Origin of the sequence: Glutamicibacter arilaitensis (assembly GCF_044793945.1) — a bacterium.
Lineage (GTDB): Bacteria > Actinomycetota > Actinomycetes > Actinomycetales > Micrococcaceae > Glutamicibacter > Glutamicibacter arilaitensis_B.
This window is the reverse complement of the sequence record NZ_CP084994.1, coordinates 3,192,754-3,217,311: the sequence shown is the minus strand read 5'-3', so window position 1 is coordinate 3,217,311 and position 24,558 is coordinate 3,192,754. Positions and strand designations below refer to the sequence as shown.

Sequence of the window (24,558 nt, the reverse complement as noted above, 5' to 3'; positions counted from 1 at the left end):
GTTGTGATGGCCCTCACCTTGTACTCTTAGTGGTCGGACCACGTATGGTCAGACCAACTTCGAGTAAGGACGCCCACACCGTGTTTACACCCTCCACAGATCCAGTTGCCGGAAGTGTAGCAATCTCTGCACTTGTTGCCCTGATCCCGCTTCTCACCTTCTTCGTCTTGCTGGCAGTAATTAAAACCAAAGCGCACGTAGCTGGCCTCGGCTCGCTTGCCGTCGCCATCATCATCGCGATCTTCGGTTGGCACATGCCAGTGGGCATGGCGTTGAACTCCGGCGTGATGGGTATGGTCTTCGGCGCCTTCCCGATCGTATGGATCGTTGTCATGGCCATCTTCCTCTACCAGGTGACGGTGAAGTCCGGTCGCTTCGAGGATCTGCGCCGCGTCTTTGACGTGATCGGTGGTGGCGATGTCCGAATCCAGGCAGTACTAATCGCTTTCTGCTTCGGTGGTCTGCTCGAAGCGCTGGCAGGTTTCGGCGCACCGGTGGCAATTACCGCCACCATGCTGTTGGCTCTGGGACTGGCCCCATTGCGTGCGGCCTGTGCCGTATTGATCGCAAACACGGCTCCGGTTGCCTTCGGCGCAGTTGCCATCCCAATTACCACCGCCGGCGCGCTGACCGGCATTCCGGCCGCTGAAATCGGTGCAGTTGTTGGCCACCAGTCGCCATTGCTGGCATTATTCGTGCCGTCAATTCTGGTATTGGTTATCGACGGCTGGCGCGGTATGCGCCAGACCCTTCCTGCGACTCTGGCTATCGGTGTTTCCTTCGGTGTGGCTCAGTGGCTTTGCTCGACCTACTTCTCCTACGAGCTGACCGACATTGTGGCTTCGCTCGTTGGTTTGGCCGCCGCAGTGATTCTGCTTCGCTTCTGGACTCCAAAGGGTGCTGACGAAGCGCGTCAACGGGTGTTGACCCCGGAGGCTGCTGCTGCGCCGGTGGAGCACAACAAGAAGCTTCACATCAACAACACCTGGATGGCTTTGTTCCCATACCTGCTGGTAATCGTGATCTTCGGTATTGCCAAACTATGGAAGCTGGGTGTGGATATTCCTGCGTGGCTGGCAAGCACGGATATTAAGTTCGGCTGGCCAGGACTGCACGGCAGTGTGATTGATGCACAGGGTGAAGCGGTATCGTCCACTATCTACAACTTCTCTTGGCTCTCCTCCCCGGGCACACTGCTGTTGATCACCGGCGTGATTGTTGCATTCGTATACTCGCGCAACAACGGCAACGGCAAGTACGCGATGACCTTCGGCGAAGGCATGTCAGAAGTTGGCAAGACCATCTACAACATGCGTTATGCGGCCCTGACCATCTTGTCGGTGCTCGGCTTGGCCTATGTGATGAACCTGTCCGGGCAGACCATTACCGTGGGTACCTGGCTTGCAGGTGCCGGTGGCGCCTTCGCATTCCTTTCCCCAATCCTGGGCTGGATCGGTACCGCCGTGACCGGTTCGGATACCTCCGCCAACGCACTATTTGCCAAACTTCAGCAGACCGCCGGTGTCAACGCAGGCATCGACCCAACTCTGTTGGTCGCAGCGAACACCTCCGGTGGTGTTGTTGGCAAGCTCATTTCCCCACAGAACCTGGCGATTGCCGCTACCGCGGTGAAGATGGAAGGCCAGGAGTCGGTTATCCTCAAGAAGGTCGCCGGCTGGTCCGTGGGCATGTTGCTAGTACTGTGTACCTTGGTTTATCTGCAGTCCACGCCGATCCTGTCGTGGATGCTTCCGTAATCTAGTTCAAGGCTAGAATGGTCTTTTGATGTCTATAAATCCAGCCCCGCGTGCGTACCAAGTCGTCCTTGAATCAGTCGAGGCCGACCTCCGTTCCGGAAAACTCGCCATAGGGGACCAGCTTCCCGGTGAGCGTGCGCTCGCGGAGCAGCATCAGATTTCTCGAGCCTCCGTTCGTGACGCCATCCGCGTGCTGGATGTGCTGGGTCTGGTGAGAACCTCAACGGGCTCAGGTCCGAACTCGGGTGCGGTCATCATCTCCAACCCGTCCGCGGGGATCTCTCAAGCTCTACGCATGCATTTGGCAGCCAAGGGCATCAATGTTCGCGAAATAGTCGAATCCAGAATTTTGATGGAAACTTGGGCTGCCCAGATGAATCCGCGAAATCCGGCGCATGCGCAGCAGGTTATAGACCGCACCGCGGTGTTGATTATGCGCATGGACGACCCGCAGCTTTCCCGCGAAGCCTTCCACCGTATCGATGCTGAATTCCACGTGCTGCTGGCTTCTATGGCGGGTAATTCGGTGGTGGAAACAATGATGGAATCCTTGCGAAACTCGATTAGCCAATACGTCTCTGAAGCGATTCCGGATGACGAGTCCTGGCAGCCGATCGTGCGGGTTCTCCGACGCCAGCACAAAGCTATTCACCACGCTTTCGCCACCAATCAGCGCGAACGTGCAGCGCAGTTGCTAGAAGAACACATCACCTGGTTCTATTCGCAGACGCGCTAAGGCAAAAGGGCCAGCCCGGTAGTTTTTCCGAATGTGGGAACACTGCCGGGCTTACTCGTCCCTATGAACGATTGCATTTGTTGATGTGTTCTCTGTTGTGTCTGGGTTGCAGCGAATGACCCGGCAGAACTCCTATGGGCTTCGGCTGGAGTCTGGGGTACGAAGAATATTGTCGGCCCAGCCATAGACTTGGAGTACCGTTTCCCTTGGACCCGAGCCGCAACGAATGGTGGACATGGAATACACGCTGTCTTTTCCTGAGCTGAACCGGTATTTCGCTGCCCGGACGATGATGGAGGGAAGCCTCATTCATTCTTCTGGTGAGGTGAACCCGTACCGCTGGGTGCAGATCGGCGGAATGAGCCGTGTCCATGCCGATGTGGCCGACGCGAATGTGTTTATCCAGCTCGAACTGAATGATGGAAAAATCCACTATGCCTTCAACTGTTCGGCCAAGGAATTAGCGGGGCCCTGCAAGCACATCGCGGCACTTGGGCTGCATCTAACACGTAATCCCGATGAGGAACTGACGGTCAGCGATGACGCGGGGCTCCAAGCCCACGAAGGATCGAGCCCGCGGCCGATTCCGCACTGGCAACGATCCTTGCAAGCACTTTTGCCCAAGGTGGAATCCGAGGCCGATATCGTTGGGCTAGGCCTGCTGGTCTCTGTAGCCCATGTGCAGCATCGGCACGCAGCGTCCTATGACATCAAAGTGCGTCCGGCCCAACCGGGTAGCCGTTCGCCCTGGGTGCAAAGCGGCGTCTCATGGGCGAACCTACAAAATGACAAGCGTTTCGATCAGACCCAACGCAAGGCAATGATGGAGTTGCACGGTCTGATGCTCAGACAAAGTGAAGCCTACTATTACAATCACTGGGGCAACGATTGGGTAACCCTCAACGCCCTGCCCGGTGAAGAGCTGGCGCACAGTTTGAAGAAGATCCGCGATTCGGGTGTTGCGATCGTGTCCGCTAAGACGAAGCAACCCGTCAACTTCCCGCAAAGCACCGCGAGGGGTTTCATTGATTTCAAGGAAGATCCCACCGGGCTGACTCTGGAGCCTAAGCTTGTGACTCCCGAGGGATTCCCAAAATCTATGGTCGCGCTGGGCAGGCCGCCGGCCGCAGCCGTGTACTCCGATGGAGCGCCGGATAAGGCGGGTCCCTTGCACCTTGCCTGCTTCGAACCGGCGATTACCAACGAGCTCATAGATCTCATCCGTAATGGGCCGTTGGAAATTCCGGCGGATCAGATAGACGAATTCAATCAATCGTTCATGTCCCGGGTACGTCTCGTTGCGCCGTTGAGCAGTACCGATGGCAGCTTCGAATTCCCGGAGCCCGCGCGGCCAATGCTGATGCTCGAACTGCGGCACTCGCACAAAGAATTGACCGGAGTTTTCTCCTGGAAATATGCCGATTCAGGCGTTCGCCAACGGAATACCGAGCGGCTGATTATACGCAGCGTACTAGACAAAGTCGGTTCCGAGGGTCCCTTGGTCCAGTCGAGCACGGGAAACTTCGCGCCGCTGAATCTGGGCATCAGCGAGAGCATCGATTTCGTGATTGGTGTCCTCCCATTGTTGCGTGAGCACCCCGATGTCCACGTCGACGAGCAGACCTCAGTGCCCGATTATCGGGTCGTCGAGGGATCGGCCGTTGTGAAGATTGGGGCCGGTGAATCGAGCAATGATTGGTTCGACCTGAATGTCGACATCAAGCTTGCGGACCGGGATATTCCCTTTGTCGAGCTATTCAGCGCACTCAGCGCCGGGGAAGAGTACCTGGTGCTGGACGATGCACGGGTAGTACCCATTGACGGCGAAGAATTCCATGCCTTGCGCCAGCTCATCGCGGAAGCTGGCGAACTGGCGCAGAGCACTTCCTCGGGAGTGCGAATGCACCGGTTGAGCATTGACTGGTGGCAAGAATTGGTGGCTCTGGGCATCATCGAAGCTCAGGAAAACGAGTGGCTAGCCTCGATGGCTAAGCTGACCGGGGCAGAGGGCCTAGAACGCGTGCAGGTCCCCGAGGCTTTCACCGCCACCTTGCGTGATTATCAGCAACACGGGCTCAACTGGTTGGATTTCCTGCGTCGCCATCAGTTGGGTGGCGTGCTCGCGGACGATATGGGTCTGGGTAAGACAGTTCAACTGCTAGCGGCTTTGGAAACGGCACGTCTTGAGGATCCGGAGGCCAGATATCTCGTGGTCGCACCTACCTCTGTGGTGGGCAACTGGGCGAGTGAAGCGGCCAAATTCACGCCGCAGCTTCGCACAACGACACTGGGCGAAACGAGTACCAAGCGCCGTACGAGTGTGGCCGAAGCAACCGGCGATGCACAGCTGGTGATCACTAGCTACGCAATTTTCCGTATGGATTTCGAAAACTTTGAAGCGATGGGTTTCTCAGTATTGATCCTGGACGAGGCTCAAATGGTCAAAAACCATGCCTCTAAGGGGTACAAGCAGGTACGTCAGATACAGATACCTTGCAAATTTGTGGTCACCGGAACTCCGGTGGAAAACAACCTCCTGGAACTCTGGGCGCTGACCTCGTTGGCCGCGCCCGGCCTGCTCGGTGGGCTGAAGTCCTTCAAGGACAACTACTCCAAGCCAATCTCTTCCGGAGATAGCTCACGGATGCAACGGCTGAAGAGCAGATTGCGGCCCTTTGTCCTACGCAGGACCAAGGAACAGGTGGCCAAGGATCTCCCGGCGAAAACCGAGCAGGTCATCCATGTCGAGCTGGAACCGGCACACCGCAAAGCCTACGACCGGCGATTCCAGCGTGTTCGCCAAGAGGTGCTGGGCCTAGTTCAAGACGTTGATTCCAACCGGTTCAAGATTCTGCAGTCCCTGACTTTGCTTCGCCAGCTCGCCTTGGATCCCTCTCTTGTCGATGAAGGTAACGGTCCAAGCGCAAAACTTGAACTGCTGCATTCCCTATTGGAGGATGCGGTGGCCGAAGGCCATAAGATCTTGGTCTTTAGCCAGTTCACTTCGTTCCTGTCCAAGGCGCGCGGTGTTGCGCTGGGCCTCGGCTTTGACACCGGCTATCTAGACGGGAGCACCAGCGGGGCTAGGCGCCGCCAGCTCATTGAGGATTTCGGGCTCGGTAAATTCCCGGTCTTCTTTATTTCGCTCAAATCCGGTGGATTCGGCATCAACCTCACCGCCGCGGACTACTGTATTTTGCTGGATCCGTGGTGGAATCCGGCGGCCGAAGCTCAGGCTATTGATAGGGCGCACCGCATCGGCCAGGATAAGCCCGTGTATGTGTACCGGTTGGTTGCGAAGGACACCATCGAAGATAAGGTTCTGGCCTTGCAGGCAAGAAAGACTCAGCTCTTCAACGACGTGCTGGGGGATGCGGATCAAATGGCATCGGCGACATCTTTAGGCACCGAAGATTTCTTGGCGCTGCTCGAATAAACGAGCTCAACGGGTATCTTCGAGTTCTTCGTTCATGCGGTGCAGCAGGTCGGCAAAACGCCGTACGTCGGACTCATCCCATTCGGCCAAGCGACGGTGAAGTCGAGCGCGCAGGGTATTTCCACTGGCTTTCCAAGCCTCGCGGGCCTTGCCAGTGACGGAAACTAATTGAGCCCGGCCATCGTTTGGATCCGAAGTACGCGTAATGAGCCCCATGGTCTCAAGCTGCTTGACCATACGAGAAATGGTGGCCTTATCCAGTTCGAGATGTTCGGCAAGGACACCTTGCTGCTGCGCATCGTGGTGAACCAGGAAGGACAGGATCCGGTAGCCCGGCGCCTGTAATTCCGGATGGATCTCTTTGGCGCGTTCGCGGATTGTTTGGCGCGCGCGCAACAGGGTGGCGGTGAACTCTTTTTCCACCTCGGAGAGCAGCTTTTCATCGTGCATAGTTACCATTCTAGGTATCCCCAGCCCGGTCATCGACTTTTAGCTCGTAAATAAGACACTTGCCCGGCCGTGTCCACTGCGTGCGGAGTGTTTTCTGCGGCCCGGAGGGGAGGGCGAAAACAAAACTATTTACTTGAAGCTTCAATAAACTTAAGTGTATCCTTGTTATATGACACAGCCAGCGGAACTCCCTCCAGTCCTCTTCCTTAGCCATGGCGCACCGCCATTGGCTGACGATGCCCGATGGACCAGCGAATTAGCTGACTGGTCCGGCACCATCGAAAAACCCAAAGACATCCTGATGATCTCCGCACACTGGGAAAATGCTCCGGTGACGCTGAGCGCAACGCAGCAGAAAAACGAACTGGTCTATGACTTCTGGGGCTTCCCGCAGAAGTACTACGACGTCCGTTATGACGCGCCAATGGCTCCGGACCTGGCCGCGGAGGTTGAGCGGCTGACCGCTACGCATGGTCACCACGTGGAGCGCGACGAGTCTCGCGGACTTGATCACGGCGCTTATGTGCCACTCAAGGAAATGTTCCCGGAGGCTGATATTCCGGTGGTGCAGATGTCCATGCCGACCCTTGACCCGGCAGGGCTCTTTGAGCTGGGTAAGTCATTAGCTCCCTTGCGTGAGCGTGGGACCCTCATCGTCGGCTCGGGTTTCACCACCCACAATCTGCGCTGGTTCAATCCTGCCGCGGGCGCCGACACCACCCCGCCGAGCGCATCCAGCGAATTTGATCACTGGGCCGAAGAAGCGATGGCGCGCGGGGACGTGGACTCGATCCTCGACTTTATGCATAAGGCCCCGGCGGCACGCGAGGCCCACCCGCGCTCCGAGCACTGGGCGCCGCTGTACGTATCCCTTGGTGCCGCCTATGCATCTGGCGGTATCGATGCGAAGACTGCAATCGACGGCTTCTGGTACGGACTGTCCAAGCGGTCCTGGACGCTAACTTAACAGCAGATTTTTTGCGGTGATGAGCTGGACACCGAAAGAAGATAGCGGGTGCCCGTCGAATGGCGGCACCCGCAAACTTGTTATGGCCCAGTTGTATTGCACTCCAAGCAGAAACGGGTGCTCGCCTTCGGAAAGAAGGCGAGCACCCGTTTTCTTGGACAGAGTCTCCAGCTAGTGAACCTCGTGCACCGCGGGTTCCACAACCGGTTCCAAGACCGCTTTCACGACCGGTTTCACCCGGAAAGTGATGATTGCGAAGAGTACTGCCGCCAAGACGGCACCCAGTGCGAAAACGAGGAAGTTCGAATTGACGCCGAGCCCCGAGGCCAAGAGCAGGCCGCCGACCTGGGGAGCCGCCACCGCGCCAATGCGGCCCATACCCATGGCCCAGCCAAGCGCAGTGCCGCGCAAATGCTCAGGATAGTGGTTGGCCACGGCGGCAATGAGCAACGCGGCTGTACCGTGAGTACCTACACCGGCGAGGATCAACATCGCATAGACGACGGCGACTGGGGGAGTCGTCATGATGACCGCCAATGCAATGCCTGCAATGAGGGCGGCAACTGCTGAGGAAGGGGCCGCCCCAAATCGGTCTCCAGCCCAGGCGGTAACGACGGAGCCCGCCACCGCACCGAGATTCAGTGCCAGTGCGAAGGTCAAAGCGGAACCCAAATCATAGCCTGCTTGTTCCATGAGGCTAGGCAGCCAAGTGCCTAGGCCATACCAAGCAAAGAGAATAGCCAACGAAGCCACGGCGAAGAGGACTGAAGCGCCAAGGTAAGGGGCGCGCAAAATCTGCCCGAAACCGGAATTGCGGCGAGAGCCTGGTCCGCTGCGGTGCTCGAATGAAAGAGTTTCTGGAAGGTAGCGGAAGCCCATGGGGACCACGACAACTAATGCAATGATGGCCAGCATGAACATCATCTCCCAGCCGAAGGCGGGAATAACCCAGATACCGGTGATGGCGGCGATGGATCCGCCAATAGGAACACCGGACATCATCAAAGTAGCCATGGTGGAGCGCCAGCGGTCAGGAACCAACTCAGCGACCATGGCGTTCGCGGACGGAACCAGTCCACCCAAGCCGATACCTGACAACAGACGCAGCAGCCCGAACACTACAGGGTTCGGCGCGAAGGCGCACAAAACGGTAAGCGTGGAGAAAATAATGGCGCAGGCCAGAATGGTACGGCGTCGACCCAGTGCGTCGGCGAGACGTCCGGCGCCAAGCGCCCCAATCATCATGCCCACAAATGCCAGAGAACCGATGGTTCCCATGGTCGTTGGGGTGAGACCCCAATCATCCATAGCAAGCAACGAGGACTGAACCGTACCGTAGACAATCAAGTCGTACCCATCAAAGACCACCAGTAGCCAGCAGGTCAAAATCGCAAGAACAGCTTTGCGCTGTGACAGCTTCTTTGGGCCGGCGGACGGGGTGGAGTCCGTATGGTTCTCGCCAGCCAAACCGGAGGCACTATCAGAGATGGGTGAAATCATAGGTTCAAGTGTTCCCTGTCTCACACTTGCAGGCTCTATGATTCTGCTGTGCAGAATTTCCGAACGAACGTTAAGTAAATTGACTGCCCTAGGCTTCCCGTATTTCTTTGCAAACGCGAAGTCACAAGCTGCCCCGCACGCCACAGGTACTCGCGCCGTGCCGAAGCGGGCTATCGTGCGGACGCCCGCCGAGAACGATGGGTGCGAGCGCTAGTCAACGATGTTGCGCAGCGGTCGTTCGCTGGCAAATGCATTGATATTGTTGGTAATTTCTCTGACACGCATTTCGAAGGTTTGGGCTGCGTGCCCTGAGTAGTGAGGCGTGCAGATGACGTTCGGCAGGCTCGCGAAGTCTTGGACATCTTTCGGTGCTTGTACGCCAACGGGAGCGTCCCACCACACATCTAGTGCTGCTCCACCTATAGAGCCTTGGGTCAACGCTGTGTGGAGCGCTTCTCGGTTGATGATTGATCCGCGCGAGACGTTGACCAAGAGGGCATCATTGCGCATTTGATCCAATTCCTTGGTTCCGATCAATCCACGAGTTTCCTCAGTTAATGGCAAACCCAGAACCACTACGTCGCTGACCGTTAACAGTTCCGGTAATGAACCGAGTTCCTTCACCCACTTGACCCGTGGATTCGGGTGATCATTGATTGCTTTGGTGCGGCGCACCGCAACGGCGCTGGCACCCAGAGCAGTGGTGAATTCCAAGGTTTGTTCGCCAATCCCGCCTAATCCAATAAAGCCAATCGTGAGATCCGCGAAGGTGCGGTGCATAGGGATTAAAGGGTCCGTAGAGACCGTTCGCCAGACACCATCTCGTAGCTCTTCGGTGACATTAAGCAGACGTCGTTGAAAGGCCATGATGACCATCAAGATATGCTCGGCAATTGAACGTTCATGATGAGCTGTGCGAGCGATGACGGTCGATTCGTGCAACTGAGCTAAGGCAATCCGGTCAGTACCCGAGCCTGTCACATGCACCAGCCCTGCCGAACAAATTTTGGCATCCTCGGCACTGAGCCTCGCGCAGACAAGCACCTCCGCCTCAGAGATGAACCGTGACTGTTCGGCGGAAGAAAGGTGTGCGACGAACAGCCAGTGGTGCTCAGGCCCGAGATTTTTGAACAACGAAGCAAATCGGGAAACGATCGGGTCGGTAACGACGACTCGTAGCGGGGTTACCACCGAGGGCTCTTGAGCTCGAAGGATGGAGCAATGCTCTGCATATAACTGGTGTCATCGCGTTGGGTAATTCCGCAGTCCAAATATTGCTGATGCAGCCGTGCCAGCGCCGCTTCATCGAGTTCCACCCCCAATCCCGGGGCGGTGGGGACATTGACCGAACCGTCAGTGATCTTCAAGACTCCCGGAACGATGACATCATCGTCGGGGCGTTTCCAAGGCCAATGCGTATCGCAGGCGTAATCGATGTTCTTCGTCGCCGCGGCGAGCTGAATCATTGCTGCGAAGCTGATCCCCAGATGAGAATTTGAGTGCATGGAAAGGCGAAGATCAAACGTTTCCGCGATCCCCGACAAGAGCCGAGACCTGTTGAGGCCGCCCCAGAAATGATGATCCGATAACACCACGTCGATGGCTTCTGCCGCAATCGCCGGCGGTAAATCGTTAAACGAGACCACGCACATATTCGTGGCAATGGGCAGCATGATGGCCTTTCGAACTTGCGCGTTGTCGGCAATCGAGAGGCAGGGGTCTTCCAGGTATTCAAGAACCGATTCCAACTGGTGTCCCACATGAATTGCCGTTTCCACGCTCCACACACCATTTGGGTCGACGCGCAATGGCATCTGCGGAAATTCGTGGCGCAAGGCGAGGATAGCCTCGACTTCTTGCGCCGGTGGAAAAACTCCACCCTTGAGCTTGAGGGCCTTGAAGCCATAGTCCCGTACCATTTTGCGTGCCTGGTCAACGATTCCTTCAGGATCCAGTGCTGCACCCCACGAGTCGGCTGCATCCCCGGGATGCGATGCCCATTTGTAAAAAAGGTATCCGCTGAAGTCAACCTTTTCGCGGACCGCACCGCCTAACAGCGCACTCACCGGTACCCCGAGAATTTTTCCCTGAATATCCAAACAGGCAACATCAAATGCTGAAAGCACCCGGTCATCAAGAGATGTCGTGGTGACCATCCCACCAGTACCGTGACCGCCAAGGCCGTGGTCATCCACTAACGATTGCGAGACCAGGGCCGAAATTTGGTTGGTGTTAAATACATCTGCACCGATGAGGAAGCTGGCAGCTCGCCGTAGACGAATCAGATGGGCCTCGTCCCCGTAGGTTTCGCCTAGGCCATAGGTCCCATCCTCGGTGCGCATCACCACAACAGCGCGCAGCGCAAATGGTTCGTGGACTCCCACGGAGTTCAGCAGGGGAGGGTCGGCGAAGGCCACCGGGGTGATCTGAATATCAGTGATTCGCACAGGGCATCTCGCGGTGCTATCCGATCGTGGCGCGATGCTGTCGATCGAGGAAAAATGCGACATAGTTGTACTCCCGTTTTCATTGCCGTTTAGACTCACACTAAGAGTGCGGATCGATACCTGTCCAAGCTAAATAATGCAATCAACGATTCAAGGAGTGAATTGATGTTCTCGCTGATTCAGCTCGAGTCCTTCGTCGCGGTCGCCGAAGAGCTGCATTTTGGTGCAGCCGCTGAACGGCTGAACATGACCCAGCCTCCGCTGAGCCGGCAGATTCAATTACTTGAGCGTGAGCTCCAGGCTAAGTTGTTCATTCGCACCTCGCGCAATGTCGCGCTCACCGCAGCTGGCGAAGTGCTTCTCCCCAATGCACGTCGAATCTTGGACATGAGTCGAAAAACCAGCCTCGAGGTATCACGCGTATCGTCCGGTGATTCAGGCACGGTCGTTGTTGGATATACCTCGGTCGCCGGACAATCGATTTTGCCTGAATTTCTGGCGCGGGCAGCTCAGAAACTTCCAGATCTGACCATGGTGCTACGCGAAGCAGTCTCGGTGGATCAGCTAGACGCGCTGAGCAAGGGAACCATCGATATTGGCCTGTTGCGACCGGTAGTTCACCGGGCTGGCGTGGAAACCTGCCTGGTTATGAAAGATCGATTGGTGGTCGCTCTACCTGTTGGCCACCATCTGATAACTGGTAAAGGGGTGCTGATCAAAGAATTGGTCGGACTGCCGCTGATGATGTATTCCACCAATGAGGCGAGATACTTCTATGATTTGGTGCTGAGGCTTTTTGACTCGGTGAGTGCTAAACCTACAATTTCCCAGATTGCGAGTCAGATTCCCGCATTGATGGCGCTTGTCGCGGTAGGTCTGGGAGTTTCACTTGTTCCGGCCAGTGCTATGGATTTTGCGCCGAACAATGTCGTTTTTGAAGAACTCATTGGCCCTGATGGGTTGCAGGACTTGAATCACTCGGACATTTTTCTCGCGTGGGATGAGTCGTCAACTAATCCGGCGGTACGGCGTCTCAAGGATGTGTTTTTAGATTCGCTGGAAAGCGTGGAAGGCGCAGTCATTCCGAAGAGCGAAGCAGCGCGCTCGTAAAGTGAACAGACTAATTGTCTGTATTGGAATTATTTGTTCGGGACGTAATTATGGCAGATTCAGCGAATAACGGGGTGTAATATTCTGCGCCAGAAACGTGCAAATATGAACCAAATATCCCGATAGGCGAAATGGTTGTGGTACAAACCTCAAGTCAAAAATGGGCTGCACATGTGCGCAGCGCACTGTTAGCCCGGGGGATTCCCGCAAAGGATATCCAATACGAAGTCTTCGGACCTGACCTGTGGTTGGCGGACTTCCAGTAGGTGCAAACGGAGATGTGAAGGATCTTGATTGGCCACACAACCTGGCCCTCAAAGTCCTTACACAGACGACAGGTGAAGGTCATTATCCAAGGAGGAACGTTGCAAGCAGCACGACTGGAATGGTCAATAGGGTACTGGTCAGGATGACTTCTCGCGGGATGGAGACGTTGAGCTTGAACTGCTGGGAAAAGAGCAGGACGTTTTGCGCCGTGGGCAGTGCGGCCATGATGACCACTCCGAGCAGCTCTACACCTTCCAACCCGAAGACCAGATGGGCTACGACCCACGCGAGGATGGGCATGAACAGCACCTTGAAGAAAGTGGCTAGGTAGATTTCGGGTCTTAACGCCTTGTCGGATAGCGGACGTTGGCCGTAAAGAGCCATGCCGAAAGCCATGAGGAGCAACGGGATCGATGCATCTCCCAACATCTGAATGGGGGAGTGCAGCACTTCGGGAAGTTTCCATCCAAAGAGGGAGAATACTGCCCCAATGAACGTGGCAATGGTGACCGGATTGGCAATGGATTTGAGAATGGTTATTCCCAAGTGCTGGTTGACCTGAGCCTCACGGTTCTTGCGTGAAGTCAGCGCAAAGATGCAAAGATAAACCGGCGCAATGATTAATAGTTGAGCAATGAGCACCGAGACTACCGGGCTGGTGCTACCCACCGCGTATAGCGCCAAGGGAACGCCGATATTTCCCGCGTTCACATAGCTGGTGGACATTGCAGCGGCAGGTAATCGACTGCCGGGAGTTTTCAATAACAGCCTTGCCAACAGCGCGTACAACCCGCCGGTCAACACCGCGGTGATCAGCGCAATGGGGGCAAAGACTCCGATGACCGCACGCAAGTCAGTGTCTGAAAGCAGGACAAACATCAGGGCGGGGTTGGTGATGTAGAAGATCAGGGGAGTCAACCCCTTGGAGATGGCTTCGCGTTTATGCGGCAGAAAGACCGAGACGGCCAGCCCGAGGCCAATCAAGATCAGGACTATGGTGAATCCCTGCATTACTCCCTGCATATTTTTTCCTCACCAAAAAGTTGTCACTGCCAAATGTGCTGAAGCACGGCCAAAGACGGTGGGTACAACCTCGAAGGCTGTTCCCACCGTCTTTGAACTCATCGCCGTAATATGCGAGGTACCGGTTAGCGAACCAGCGCTGGGCTCTTCGAATCGAAGGTCCAGCCAGGGATCAGGTACTGCATGGATACTGCATCATCGCGTGAACCCAAACCATGTTCAAGGTAGAGTTCGTGAGCTTGCTGCACACGATCCATGTCCAGGGTGACGCCCAATCCTGAACGCTGCGGAACCTTGATTTCTCCGTCACGAATCAGCAATGGTTCTTCGGTTAGTCCCTGACCATCTTGCCAGATCCAGTGGGTATCCAGTGCGGTGATCTCCCCGGGGGCAGCAGCACCAACTTGGGTGAACATCGCCAACGAGACATCGAAGTGGTTGTTGGAGTGCGAACCCCAAGTTAAACCGAATTCATTGCACAACTGAGCTACACGCACCGAACCTGACATGGTCCAGAAGTGCGGGTCAGCCAACGGGATATCTACCGCATTGGTGCGGATCGCATGGGCCATTTCCTGCCAGTCGGTGGCAATCATGTTCGTGGCTGTCTGCAGGCCGGTGGCGCGGCGGAATTCGCTCATGACCTCGCGGCCAGAGAATCGTCCTTCCGGACCACAAGGATCCTCGGCGTAGGCGACGATTCCCTTCATGCGCTGACCCAATCGAATAGCGTCTTTTAATAGCCAGCCGCCGTTAGGGTCCAAGGTAATGCGGGCCTCGGGGAAACGCTGTTTCAACGCAATGACCGCGTCGACTTCAGCATCACCGTCTTGGACACCGCCTTTGAGCTTGAAGTCCTTGAATCCATAACGCGCCTGTGCAGCCTCTGCCAGACGAACTATGGACTCAGGGGTCATCGCTTCTTCGCGCCGTACCCGCTCCCAGTCGTCCGCACCCTGCGGTTCGCGCAGGTAGGGAAGATCGGTATGGTCCGGGTTGCCCACGTAGAACAGGTAGCCGAGCATTGGCACCGCATCGCGCTGCTGGCCGTCGCCGAGTAGCTCGGCCACGGGTACGCCGAGGAACTGGCCGTGCAGGTCAAGCAGCGCAGATTCAAGCGCGGTGACCGCGTGGACGGTAGTGCGCAAGTCAAAGGTTTGAGCACCGCGCCCGCCGGCATCACGATCTGCGAAACGCTCAGAAACCTGACGAAGCAACGAACGATATTTGGCCACCGGAGCGCCGGTCAACAGTGCGCCGGCCTCTTCTATGGTCGAGCGGATTGCTTCGCCGCCCGGTACCTCACCGAGGCCTGTGCGGCCCTCGGAATCGGTCACGATGGTGATATTGCGAGTAAAGAATGGACCGTGCGCTCCGGACAGGTTTAGGAGCATCGAATCGTGACCGGCGACGGGGATAACCTGGACCGAAGCGATTGTTGGTTGATTACTCATCTATTACTCTCCAACAATCTTCAGTGTGCCATCAATACGACGGGTCAGGTTCCAGGGATTATCCGTGCCAATTGGCTTGGGCAGAAGTCCATCAGGGAAGTTCTGGTAGGCCACCGGGCGCAGGAACCGTTCGATTGCCAGCGTGCCGACCGAGGTGGTCTGTGGATCAGAAGTGGCAGGGAACGGTCCACCATGAACCATGGCATGTCCTACCTCAACGCCTGTTGGCCAGCCGTTGACCAGAATGCGGCCTACCTTGGTTTCCAAGGTGGGGATGACCGCCGCGGCTGCTTCATGATCAGAATCGGTCAGCTGCAAGGTCGCGGTGAGCTGGCCTTCCAGCTTGGCAAGCGCAGTCTTCAGTTCTTCCGCGTTTGCATAGCGGATAACCAGCGAAGCTGCACCGAAGATTTCTTCTTGCAGCACCGGATTGCTCAGCAACCGCTCAACGTTTGAGGAGTAAATGGTCGGAGCTGGAGCGTTTTCGCCGGCGCCTTCGACGCCGCGGCCCAACAGCTCAACACCGTCTTGGCTGCCCAAGGCTTCGACGCCTCGGTTCCAGGACTTGTAGATCCCCGCGGTGAGCATGGTCTGGCCCGCAGTGTTGGGGGCCTGGCCGCTAACAGCCTGAGCGAACGCGTCACCGGCTTCGCCCACGGGAACGAAGACCAAGCCCGGGGCGGTGCACAGCTGGCCCGAGGATCCAGCCACCGAAGCCAGGTAAGCCTGGGCCTGCGCGGCAGGATCCTTGGCAAGGGCACCCTCGAAGAAAATCACCGGGTTGATGGAACTCATCTCGGCGTACACCGGAATAGGCTCCGGGCGAGAAGCCGCGGTGGCCATCAGCGCGGTACCGCCAGAACGCGAACCGGTGAATCCCACCGCCTTGATCACCGGGTCGGCAACCAGAGCTTGGCCAATGGATGCACCGGGACCGTATACCAGTGAGAAGACACCCGGGTGCAGACCGAGGTCGGCGACTGCCTTGGTAATTGCCTGCCCTACAATTTCGCTGGTGCCAGGATGGGCATTATGCGCCTTGAAGACCACCGGGCAGCCGGCCGCAAACGCCGAGGCGGTGTCGCCGCCGGCGGTGGAGAATGCCAGCGGGAAGTTGGAGGCGCCAAAGACTGCAACCGGACCCACAGCGATCTTGCGCTGGCGGATATCCACGCGAGGTGCCGGCTTGCGATCTGGCATGGCCGGGTCAACGCGGACACCATGCTGGTCTCCTTGGCGGACAACCTTCGCAAACAAGCGCAGCTGGCCGGTGGTGCGTCCGCGCTCGCCGGTCAGGCGTGCTTCAGGCAGTCCGGTTTCGGCCATGGCACGTGCTACTAGTTCGGTGCCCACTGCCTCGATGTTATCGGCAATGGCATCCAGGAAATCTGCGTGTTTTGCCGGTTCCAAGGAGCGGAAAGATTCGAATGCTTCCGCCGCCGCAGAGGTGGCGGTCTTCAGCTGCTGCTCATCGATCAGAGAATAGGCAGGTTCCAAAGGCTCATTGGTGGCCGGGTTATAGCCGTGTACCGCACGCCCGGTGCCGGTGGTGCTGACGCCGGCGAGTATGGACTGTCCGGTCAAGTTCTGTGTTGTGGTGCTCATGAATTACTCCTAAGTCGACGAGTTGGTGTGTCGGTGAGGAACGAAGTCTGCTTAGAGGCTCGCGCCGGCAGGAACGATGCCTGCCTGCTGGATCAGGGTTGAAAGATCCGCAAGATCCTTTTCGGTCAAGTCCTGAAGTGGTGGGCGTACCGGGCCGGAGTCGCGGCCGATGGCCTTCAGGCCACCCTTGACGATAGAAACGCCGTAGCCCTTCACGCGGTCGCGGATCTCCAGGTATGGAAGGACAAAGCGGTTCAGCTTCTCGTTGACAGCGACGCGGTCCTGAGCGCGGACATCCTTGTAGAAGTCCAGAGCGAACTCTGGGACGAAGTTGTACATCGCCGAGGAGTAGGTGCTCATGCCCAGCTGCAGCAGCGGCAGCGCGAAGGTTTCTGCGGTTGGCAGTCCGCCCAGGTAGAACAGACGGTCACCGTTCTTGGCATAGACCTTGGTGAGGTGCTCGATATCGCCCAGCGCATCCTTGAAGCCAATGAAGTTTTCGTGGTTGTCCGCCAAACGGGCCACGGTCTCTGCAGAGTAGATGGCGTTGGCGCGGTTGTAGACGATCACGCCGGTTTTTGTGGAGGAGCAAATCTGTGAAGCATGTTCGTACAGGCCGTCCTGATCGCATTCGGTCAGGTAAGGAGGCAGCAGCAGCAAACCTTCGGCGCCCGCGGCTTCCGCGTCCTGCGCATTCTGGATGGCCTGCTTGGTGGAGCCGCCGGCCGAGGCCAGTACGGGAACTCGTGAACCTGCCTCTTCGACTGCCATGCGCACTACCTTGGATGCTTCCTCGGCGGTCAGGGCGAATCCTTCGCCTGTTCCACCGGCTGCGAAGAGCCCTGCCACGTCGAAGCTTGACTGCCAGTCCAGATGGCTGCGGTAGGCTGCCTCGTCGATCTCGAGGTTCTTGTCGAAAGCTGTGACGGGGAAGGAAAGCAGGCCGTCTTTGAGTTTGTCGGCAAGTTCGAGAGGGGTGTACTGAGCCATGGAAATGTCCTTTTCTTATTCTGCCGAAGCCTCTTCGGCCGAAGGTGGGTGGAACGTGTTCGTTGATCCCAGCGTATGGACGTTCCATGATGCCTGTCCAAGCCCATATTTATATTGTTTGATACCCTCTGAGCATCAATGACGGGAGGTGCCCTAAGAACATGGTCAGTGGTGCAATCCGCCCTTGATAATGTCCACCAATCCGCCCAGGGCAGGGTTGCGAGATTCCCGGCTCCAGATCGCGTGCAATTGGACCGGGTCATCGGTAATTTCCGCCAACCGCAAGTAGCGCACACCATCCACACCCAGAAGCTTGGCGCTTTCAGGCACAAAGGCGATTCCACGTCCTGCCGCGACAAGGGCCACCATGGTCAGAATCTGGCTGACCGTATGACGCACATTTTTGTGCTCTACCTCGACTCTTCGGACCACCAGATCATAGAAGTAACGGGCTTTAATCGGCGAATGCATGATCAGCGCCTCGTCACGCAGATCCGCGAAGAGGATGTCACGGGGTAAAGTCGCAAGGCGGTGTCCACTGGGCACCGCAACGAAGAGGCCTTCAGAGAACAAGAGGGCCGATTCAAAGAGCTTCTCATCAAAGGGAGGCCTGGCCAGACCCATGTCAAGATCGCCATCGAGCAGTGCATTCACCTGCTCGTGAGTGACCAATTCCGAAAGATCGAGGTGGACTTTGGGCATGCGCTCGCTGATCTCCGCCAGCAATGGCCCAAGCAGGCTGAAGCCGGATGCCGCGGTAAAGCCAATGCGGATTTCACCCAGTTGCCCGGCGGCAATCCGCCGGGCATTATCCGGGGCCCGCTCTGCAGCAACGACCAGGCGTCTGGCGTCAATGAGAAAAGCGTGGCCCGCTGCGGTCAGTGAAACCCGGCGGTTGTCTCGGTCCAATAGTTCGACACCGACCGAACGTTCCAGTTTTTGAATCTGGCGGCTGAGCGGAGGCTGAGTCATATTCAGCCGCTCGGCTGCCCGTCCAAAATGGAGCTCTTCGGCGACCGCAACAAAACTGCGGGCCTGATCCAGAGTAAACATTCAATACCTTTCAGGCATCATTCCATGCATAGTTGACCTTGGACATGCATCATATCTGTTTCTTAGGCTGTACCCGAGGCCAAATTGCGTGATCTGTTTCACCTGATCGCTTGTGCTTGGCCACGTTCACTCGCAACCATAGGAGAATCTCCCGTGAAAAATCGTATGACCCGACGCGCAATGCTTTCACTCACCGCAGCAGGTGCCGCTCTGGCCCTGACCGCATGCGGCGGAAATGTGGGCGGCAGCAGCGACGCATCATCTGCACAGTTCCCTAATGGTCCGGTCACTCTCACCGTAGGCCAGGCACCAGGTGGATCCACCGACCTGATCGCCCGCGCGGCTGCCGAGGGCATGGCCGAATCGCTCGGCGTCTCGATGCCAGTAGTAAATAAGCCTGGAGCCAACGGCGCCCTGGCCACTAAAGAAGTTGCAGCCATGGCTCCCGATGGACAGAACCTGATTCTGCTCAACGCCTCGCTGATCACCATCACCCCATTGGCCGTTTCGGAAGACGAAGTCGTCTCCCTCGATGACCTTGATGTTTTGATGGGCCTGTCCCAGGATGACTATGTCATGGTCGCCAGCACCGCTTCGGGTGTGAAGAATCTGGATGACATCAAGAACAGCGGCAAGAAGCTGTCCTTCGGCACCACTGGCGTGGGAACGGGTTCACAGCTGGCCCAGGAACTGCTCCTGGCCCAGGCCGAGATTGACGGAACCACGGTTCCTTTCGACTCCGGATCCCCAGCGCTGACAGCCGTCATGGGTGATCAGGTTCAGGTATCCACCGTTCAGCTCGGTGAAGCCAAGCCGCAGATCGACGCCGGAACGGTCACCCCGATTGTGGTCTTCTCCAAGGATCGTAATGAGTTCCTTCCTGACGTACCAACTGCCATCGAATCCGGCTACGAAGTTCCGGTTTCCCAGTACCGTGCCATCGCAGCCCCTAAGGGCCTGAACGATGCGGCGAAGGAAAAGCTTGTCGCCTCCATCCAGGACGGGGTAGCCGCAGATAGCTACAAGGACTTCAACAAGCAGAACCTGTTGACCGCTCATGAAGTCTCGGGCGAAGAAGTCGTGACCGAATGGAACGAACTGGCTGCCAAGTACAAGGAACTGACCGAGGAGCACGACATCTCGCTGGCAGGCAAGTAGTTTTCAGCTACCGGCTCCCAACTCGAAAGCGAGAACCAAAGGATGAAAGTAATGGATGCGAAAAAGGCAGAGAGCAAACAGGAGAAAGTGCCTGCTGATCTCGACGTCACGCCAAACGCTGACGAAGAAGAGACCCTCACTCCGGAGGAACTCGCTGCCCAATGGGAGGCAGAAGCACCGGATCCAGCGGGGCCTGTCGCAAACCTGCTTTCCTCCCTGGTAGTTCTTGCACTGAGCATCGCCGGTATGGTGATCTCCCTCGGGTTGGGGCTTGGCACCCCCGCAGCCCCGGCTGCTGGAATGTGGCCATTTATCATCACGCTGATCGCGGCGGTGATGTCGGTGGCGCAGATCATCGTGGGCCGCACAGGTGGCAAGGACGGCGAAAAGTTCAGCTCCTTGAGCTGGTACGCCGTGATTGGATTTGCCACGCTGATCCTCATGGTGGTGCTGATGCCACTGATTGGATTCGAGATCCCATCGCTGCTGTTGTGCTTCGTCTGGATGCGCTGGTTGGGCGGCGAACGCTGGAGGTCCGCCACGATCTACTCGATTCTGATCGTTGGAGCCTTCTACGGAATTTTTATCGCCGCACTTGGCACCACCATTCCCCGACTATTCTAAGTCGCACGTAAAGGTTTACTCGCATGGAATTCTTCGGACCGGTCTTAGACGGATTCAACGTCGTACTTGACCCCACAAATCTTTTGTACTGCCTGCTCGGCGTGGTCGTCGGCATGCTCATTGGTGTGCTTCCGGGCCTCGGGCCGGCAGCTACCATCGCCATCTTGCTGCCTATGACCTACGGCGTTGAGCCGGTTACCGCGATCATCATGCTGGCGGGTATCTTCTACGGTGCCCAGTATGGTGGCACCATCACCTCGGTGCTACTTCGCCTGCCGGGTGAAGCCAGCAGCGTGGTGACAGTCTTCGACGGCTACGTCATGGCTAAACAAGGCCGAGCCGGCACGGCGCTGGGCATTGCCGCCATCGGCTCGTTCTTTGGTGCCACGGTCTCCATTATCGGCTTGACCTTCCTCGCGCCGTTGGTTGCCAGCTTTGCGCTGGACTTCGGCCCGCCGGAATACACGGCCTTGGCAATGCTGGGCATCTTGCTTGTTGCAACGATTTCCGGCGGCACAAAAATCAAGGCGATTATCGCCGCCGCCATGGGGCTGTTCCTGGCCACTGTGGGACGTGACGGTTTTACCGGCGCTGAACGCTTCACCTTTGGCAACTTATCGCTGGCAGATGGCATCGACTTTGTTCCCATCGCCATGGGCCTCTTTGGTCTTGGTGAGATTCTCTACAACCTGGAGGAACGCCACCGTGCGGCGACAGCCCCGATGAAGGTTTCAAATGTCTGGCCCAAGGGCAAAGACATTAAAGAAGCCTCCGGTGCTATTGGCCGTGGCTCGGTTCTCGGTTTCTTCTTGGGCATTCTTCCCGGCGGCGGCGCTACCATTGCCTCGCTGGCTTCCTACGCCATGGAAAAGAAGACCGCAAAGGATCCTTCGCGCTTCGGCAAGGGTGCAATCGAAGGTGTGGCAGGTCCAGAGTCTGCCAACAACGCGGCGGCGACCAGCTCATTCATCCCGTTGCTGACCCTGGGTATCCCGGCGAACGCCACCATGGCCATCATCTTTGGTGCGCTGCTGATACAGGGAATTACTCCTGGCCCGCAGCTAATCAGCGATGACCCGGAGCTGTTCTGGGGCGTGGTGAACTCGATGTACATCGGCAATATCCTCTTGTTGATCATGTCGATCCCGCTCATTGGCGTCTTCGTTCGAATCCTGCGGATTCGTGCGGCGATCCTCGCTCCGGTCACCGCGTTGATCACCATGCTCGGTGCCTACACCATTCGAAACTCGATGTTCGACGTGCTACTGGTGGTCATCTTCGGTGCCATTGGCTACCTGATGAAGAAGTTCGGTTTTGAACCTGGCCCGCTGGTGCTCGCCTTCGTACTTGGCAGCCTGCTCGAATCAAACCTGCGCCGTTCGTTGCTGGTCCTAGAGGGAGATCCCACAGGGTTCTTCACCCGGCCAATTTCGGCCACGTTGCTGGTGCTATTCGTCTTCGTAGCCGTGTGGCCAATGATCAAGAGTGTTATCGACAAGCGTAAGTCCGGCTCTCTTGCAGCCTTGGCAACGCAGGAAAAAGAAAAGGAAAACGCATGAGCATCATCGTCGGATACGTGCCCACCAACGTTGGAGAGGCGGCGGTAACCGCGGCCATTAACGAAGCCAAACTGCGCCAAGAGGAGCTACTGATCGTCAACTCTTCACGCGCCGGGTCACTCGTGGACAAGAACACCGCCTCGGCTGAGGACCTGGAAAGGATCCTGGGGAACGCGGCGCAGGCGGGCGTGCAGGCAAAGATTCTGGAATCAAGTTACCGGGATGATCTGGCTGAGGAGTTTCTTGGTCTCGCGGATCAGCACAGCGTCTCGCTCATTGTGATCGGACTGCGCCAGCGCTCCCAAGTAGGAAAGTTCATCATGGGCTCGCATGCCCAGCGGATCCTCTTGCAAGCCCAGCATCCGGTACTAGCGGTCAAGCCGGAATAGGTCTTTCTTGATCGGAATGGACACGAGTCCACTGCGCTGAACGTAGAAAATTGATGGGTGCTCTTTGGCTAGCGAACAGTTAAGCCGAAGGGCACCCATTTGTTGTTCTGGTCGGAGACTGAGGCCGCAGGGTTCAGGGTTTCCCTCCGGCCTCGGATTCTAATCTTGAGATTGAATTGCCCAAATGAACCCGCATGGCAGCTGCCGCAGCCAGCGCATTTCCCGAGGCTACCGCCTGGCGTATTGTCTCGTGTTCGGCCATCACAGACCCCAGGCGATCAGCTGCGCCGGATATTGCGGTCGCAAATCGTTGGCGGGGCATGGCGATCATGGCGGGGCCGAAGGTCGTCACTGCCTGGATGAAGTACGCATTGCCCGTGGCGCGGGCCAGTGCCAGATGGAATTCATAGTCGCAACTCATGCTTTGCGCGGCGTTGCCTGCGGCGGCCTCGAATCCTTGCAACGCCTGGTCCATGGAATGAAGATCATTGTCCTGGTGATGCATCGCGGCCAGGGCTGCCGCCTCGGTCTCGAACCCCAAGCGATATTCCAGCAGCTGCCGGCGTTCTTCCAAGGTCCGCGGAATTCTGCTGTTATGCTCGCCTTCCTGGGCTGGGGGAGTCAGCGCAAAGCTGCCCGCGCCACGCCGTGTGTGAACCAACCCCTCGGCTTGCAAGCGGGTGATAGCTTCACGCACTACCGTGCGTGAGACTGCATGCTCGGTTATCAACGAGTTCTCACTGGGGAGTTTTTCGCCGGCGGTAATCTGTCCACTGATGATCTGCTCACGAAGATAGTCGACCAAAGTGGTAGTCAGATTCGGTTTCACGCTATGCATCCTTAAAGAGTAGTCGCCGTTGCTCACGCTTGGCGAGCAACGGCGACGTAGTGGCGTTGTTAGGCGATGCCGAATTCAACCGATTCGGTAGTCCAGACTCGGGCCTGGTCGCTGAAGCTGAATCCTAGGCCCGGGCGGTTTGGCACGATCATCCGCCCATCCTTGGTTTCGAGGCGTTCGTTGAACAGCGGGTCCAGCCAGTCGAAATGCTCCACCCATGGCTCGCGTGGGTAGGCGGCCGCAAGGTGCAGGTGGATTTCCATGGCGAAGTGAGGAGCCAGGTCCAGTCCGGCTTGGTCTGCCAGGGTGGCTAGGCGCAGGAACTGGGTGATGCCGCCAACGCGTGGGGCATCTGGCTGAATGATGTCGCAGGCACGCGCTGCAATCAGCCGTTCGTGCTCGGCGACGGAGGCGAGCATTTCACCGGTGGCAATCGGGGTATCCAAGGCCGCGGTCAATGCGGCATGGCCTTCGGCGTCATAAGCGTCCAGCGGTTCTTCGATCCAGACCAAGTCAAATTCTTCGAGCTTGCGGCCCATGCGCAACGCGGTGGCGCGGTCCCACTGCTGATTTGCATCAACCATCAGCGGGAAGTCCGGGCCGATATGCTCGCGTACCGCCGCCACTCGACGCAGGTCCTCTGCGCTGTCAGGAAGCCCTACCTTGATCTTGATGCCGCCAATGCCTTCTTCAATGGACTGGCTTGCGCGCTCCTTGACCTCTTCGATGCTTGCGTTCAGGAAGCCGCCGGAGGTGTTGTAGGTGCGCACTGAGTCGCGGTGGGAGCCGAGGAACTTGGCCAGCGGAAGTCCTGCGCGCTTGGATTTGAGGTCGTAGAGGGCAATATCTAAGGCCGCCAGGGCCTGCGTGGCTACGCCAGAGCGCCCCACTGAGGCACCGGCCCAGAGCAGCTTGGTGTAGAGCTTGGCGATGTCGTTCGGGTCCTCGCCGATCATTGTCTGGGCGACTTCCTTGGCGTGGGCATATTGCGCCGGTCCGCCTGCACGTTTGGAGTAGGAGAAGCCAAGACCTTCATGACCTTGTTCGGTGGTGATCTCCGCGAAGAGGAAGACCACTTCGGTCATTGGCTTCTGCCGTCCGGTGAAGACCTTTGCATCCGAGATGGGCGTTGCCAGCGGCAAACGTGCGGTGGAAAGTTTGACGTGGCGGATGGCATCTGGCGTGTAGCTCATGA

Annotated in this window: 20 protein-coding genes; 9 read left to right on the top strand and 11 right to left on the bottom strand. The window is 57.3% G+C overall.

Annotation, left to right across the window (positions count from 1 at the left end; translation table 11 throughout):
- Positions 1-44: 44 nt before the first annotated feature.
- The 3 genes from LG294_RS15100 to LG294_RS15090 all read left to right on the top strand — a co-directional run bounded on the left by LG294_RS15100 (position 45) and on the right by LG294_RS15090 (position 5,929).
- Positions 45-1,757 carry an L-lactate permease gene (locus tag LG294_RS15100; RefSeq protein WP_404287125.1) on the top strand — a complete coding sequence of 571 codons (1,713 nt, stop codon included), beginning with the start codon at positions 45-47 and terminating at the stop codon, positions 1,755-1,757.
- 28 nt (positions 1,758-1,785) lie between these two features.
- Complete coding sequence (locus LG294_RS15095) at positions 1,786-2,493, top strand: FadR/GntR family transcriptional regulator (RefSeq protein WP_404287123.1); 708 nt, start codon at positions 1,786-1,788, stop codon at positions 2,491-2,493.
- 235 nt (positions 2,494-2,728) lie between these two features.
- Entirely contained in the window at positions 2,729-5,929 is a 3,201-nt protein-coding gene (locus LG294_RS15090) for a DEAD/DEAH box helicase (protein WP_404287121.1), read from the top strand.
- A gap of 6 nt (positions 5,930-5,935) precedes the next feature.
- Here the strand turns inward: LG294_RS15090 and LG294_RS15085 are convergent, their stop codons facing one another.
- Positions 5,936-6,379, bottom strand: coding sequence for a MarR family winged helix-turn-helix transcriptional regulator (locus tag LG294_RS15085; protein WP_404287119.1), 444 nt, complete (start codon positions 6,377-6,379; stop codon positions 5,936-5,938).
- A 169-nt stretch (positions 6,380-6,548) separates the two neighbouring features.
- Between LG294_RS15085 and LG294_RS15080 the strand changes: the two genes are divergently transcribed.
- A complete protein-coding gene (locus LG294_RS15080) occupies positions 6,549-7,346 on the top strand; it encodes a dioxygenase (protein ID WP_404287117.1) in 798 nt (265 codons plus the stop codon).
- Between the two features lie 171 nt (positions 7,347-7,517).
- Here LG294_RS15080 and LG294_RS15075 read toward each other — a convergent pair whose 3' ends face one another.
- From LG294_RS15075 to LG294_RS15065, 3 genes are all read right to left on the bottom strand, one after another.
- Positions 7,518-8,846: an MFS transporter gene (locus LG294_RS15075; protein ID WP_404287115.1), complete on the bottom strand. Its 1,329-nt coding sequence runs from the start codon at positions 8,844-8,846 to the stop codon at positions 7,518-7,520.
- 210 nt (positions 8,847-9,056) lie between these two features.
- Positions 9,057-10,037 (bottom strand): NAD(P)-dependent oxidoreductase, encoded by a 981-nt coding sequence (locus LG294_RS15070; RefSeq protein ID WP_404287113.1) that lies wholly within the window; start codon positions 10,035-10,037, stop codon positions 9,057-9,059.
- Positions 10,031-11,293, bottom strand: a complete 1,263-nt coding sequence (locus tag LG294_RS15065) for a glucarate dehydratase family protein (protein ID WP_404287111.1) — start codon at positions 11,291-11,293, stop codon at positions 10,031-10,033. Before LG294_RS15065 ends, LG294_RS15070 begins: the two co-directional genes overlap by 7 nt.
- 165 nt (positions 11,294-11,458) lie before the next feature.
- On the opposite strand from LG294_RS15065, the gene LG294_RS15060 reads away from it, so the two are divergent.
- Positions 11,459-12,403 (top strand): LysR family transcriptional regulator, encoded by a 945-nt coding sequence (locus tag LG294_RS15060; protein WP_404287109.1) that lies wholly within the window; start codon positions 11,459-11,461, stop codon positions 12,401-12,403.
- A gap of 348 nt (positions 12,404-12,751) precedes the next feature.
- On the opposite strand, the gene LG294_RS15055 is transcribed toward LG294_RS15060, so the two are convergent.
- The 5 genes from LG294_RS15055 to LG294_RS15035 form a co-directional block, all read right to left on the bottom strand.
- Complete coding sequence (locus LG294_RS15055) at positions 12,752-13,693, bottom strand: AEC family transporter (RefSeq protein ID WP_404287107.1); 942 nt, start codon at positions 13,691-13,693, stop codon at positions 12,752-12,754.
- A 125-nt stretch (positions 13,694-13,818) separates the two neighbouring features.
- A complete protein-coding gene (locus LG294_RS15050) occupies positions 13,819-15,147 on the bottom strand; it encodes an enolase C-terminal domain-like protein (RefSeq protein ID WP_404287105.1) in 1,329 nt (442 codons plus the stop codon).
- A gap of 3 nt (positions 15,148-15,150) precedes the next feature.
- Positions 15,151-16,752 (bottom strand): aldehyde dehydrogenase (NADP(+)), encoded by a 1,602-nt coding sequence (locus LG294_RS15045; protein WP_404287103.1) that lies wholly within the window; start codon positions 16,750-16,752, stop codon positions 15,151-15,153.
- A gap of 51 nt (positions 16,753-16,803) precedes the next feature.
- The gene (gene kdgD, locus LG294_RS15040) at positions 16,804-17,742 is read right to left on the bottom strand and encodes a 5-dehydro-4-deoxyglucarate dehydratase (protein WP_404287101.1); all 939 of its coding nucleotides are present in this window, start codon (positions 17,740-17,742) and stop codon (positions 16,804-16,806) included.
- A gap of 165 nt (positions 17,743-17,907) precedes the next feature.
- Complete coding sequence (locus LG294_RS15035; RefSeq protein ID WP_404287099.1) at positions 17,908-18,795, bottom strand: LysR family transcriptional regulator; 888 nt, start codon at positions 18,793-18,795, stop codon at positions 17,908-17,910.
- Between the two features lie 153 nt (positions 18,796-18,948).
- Here LG294_RS15035 and LG294_RS15030 point away from each other — a divergent pair, with 153 nt between their 5' ends.
- Genes LG294_RS15030 through LG294_RS15015 form a run of 4 tightly spaced genes read left to right on the top strand, consistent with a single transcriptional unit; the run spans position 18,949 to position 22,525 of the window.
- Positions 18,949-19,953: a tripartite tricarboxylate transporter substrate binding protein gene (locus LG294_RS15030; protein ID WP_404287097.1), complete on the top strand. Its 1,005-nt coding sequence runs from the start codon at positions 18,949-18,951 to the stop codon at positions 19,951-19,953.
- A gap of 51 nt (positions 19,954-20,004) precedes the next feature.
- Positions 20,005-20,577, top strand: a complete 573-nt coding sequence (locus LG294_RS15025) for a tripartite tricarboxylate transporter TctB family protein (protein WP_404287095.1) — start codon at positions 20,005-20,007, stop codon at positions 20,575-20,577.
- A gap of 23 nt (positions 20,578-20,600) precedes the next feature.
- The gene (locus LG294_RS15020) at positions 20,601-22,136 is read left to right on the top strand and encodes a tripartite tricarboxylate transporter permease (protein WP_404287093.1); all 1,536 of its coding nucleotides are present in this window, start codon (positions 20,601-20,603) and stop codon (positions 22,134-22,136) included.
- The gene (locus LG294_RS15015; protein WP_404287091.1) at positions 22,133-22,525 is read left to right on the top strand and encodes a universal stress protein; all 393 of its coding nucleotides are present in this window, start codon (positions 22,133-22,135) and stop codon (positions 22,523-22,525) included. The genes LG294_RS15020 and LG294_RS15015 overlap by 4 nt, the downstream gene beginning before the upstream one ends.
- Positions 22,526-22,658: 133 nt before the next feature.
- On the opposite strand, the gene LG294_RS15010 is transcribed toward LG294_RS15015, so the two are convergent.
- Positions 22,659-23,354, bottom strand: a complete 696-nt coding sequence (locus tag LG294_RS15010) for a FadR/GntR family transcriptional regulator (RefSeq protein ID WP_404287089.1) — start codon at positions 23,352-23,354, stop codon at positions 22,659-22,661.
- Between the two features lie 68 nt (positions 23,355-23,422).
- Positions 23,423-24,556 carry a mandelate racemase/muconate lactonizing enzyme family protein gene (locus LG294_RS15005; protein ID WP_404287087.1) on the bottom strand — a complete coding sequence of 378 codons (1,134 nt, stop codon included), beginning with the start codon at positions 24,554-24,556 and terminating at the stop codon, positions 23,423-23,425.
- Positions 24,557-24,558 lie beyond the last annotated feature (2 nt).

Bases quoted from the DNA above. Each gene is read 5' to 3' on its own strand.
- LG294_RS15090 (WP_404287121.1), top strand. From the start codon at position 2,729: ATGGAATACACGCTGTCTTTTCCTGAGCTGAACCGGTATTTCGCTGCC.
- LG294_RS15025 (WP_404287095.1), top strand. From the start codon at position 20,005: ATGGATGCGAAAAAGGCAGAGAGCAAACAGGAGAAAGTGCCTGCTGAT.
- LG294_RS15080 (WP_404287117.1), top strand. From the start codon at position 6,549: ATGACACAGCCAGCGGAACTCCCTCCAGTCCTCTTCCTTAGCCATGGC.
- LG294_RS15020 (WP_404287093.1), top strand. From the start codon at position 20,601: ATGGAATTCTTCGGACCGGTCTTAGACGGATTCAACGTCGTACTTGAC.
- LG294_RS15015 (WP_404287091.1), top strand. From the start codon at position 22,133: ATGAGCATCATCGTCGGATACGTGCCCACCAACGTTGGAGAGGCGGCG.
- LG294_RS15075 (WP_404287115.1), bottom strand. From the start codon at position 8,846: ATGATTTCACCCATCTCTGATAGTGCCTCCGGTTTGGCTGGCGAGAAC.
- LG294_RS15095 (WP_404287123.1), top strand. From the start codon at position 1,786: ATGTCTATAAATCCAGCCCCGCGTGCGTACCAAGTCGTCCTTGAATCA.
- LG294_RS15045 (WP_404287103.1), bottom strand. From the start codon at position 16,752: ATGAGCACCACAACACAGAACTTGACCGGACAGTCCATACTCGCCGGC.
- LG294_RS15005 (WP_404287087.1), bottom strand. From the start codon at position 24,556: ATGAGCTACACGCCAGATGCCATCCGCCACGTCAAACTTTCCACCGCA.
- LG294_RS15055 (WP_404287107.1), bottom strand. From the start codon at position 13,693: ATGCAGGGAGTAATGCAGGGATTCACCATAGTCCTGATCTTGATTGGC.
- LG294_RS15060 (WP_404287109.1), top strand. From the start codon at position 11,459: ATGTTCTCGCTGATTCAGCTCGAGTCCTTCGTCGCGGTCGCCGAAGAG.
- kdgD (WP_404287101.1), bottom strand. From the start codon at position 17,742: ATGGCTCAGTACACCCCTCTCGAACTTGCCGACAAACTCAAAGACGGC.
- LG294_RS15050 (WP_404287105.1), bottom strand. From the start codon at position 15,147: ATGAGTAATCAACCAACAATCGCTTCGGTCCAGGTTATCCCCGTCGCC.
- LG294_RS15100 (WP_404287125.1), top strand. From the start codon at position 45: ATGGTCAGACCAACTTCGAGTAAGGACGCCCACACCGTGTTTACACCC.
- LG294_RS15035 (WP_404287099.1), bottom strand. From the start codon at position 18,795: ATGTTTACTCTGGATCAGGCCCGCAGTTTTGTTGCGGTCGCCGAAGAG.
- LG294_RS15085 (WP_404287119.1), bottom strand. From the start codon at position 6,379: ATGCACGATGAAAAGCTGCTCTCCGAGGTGGAAAAAGAGTTCACCGCC.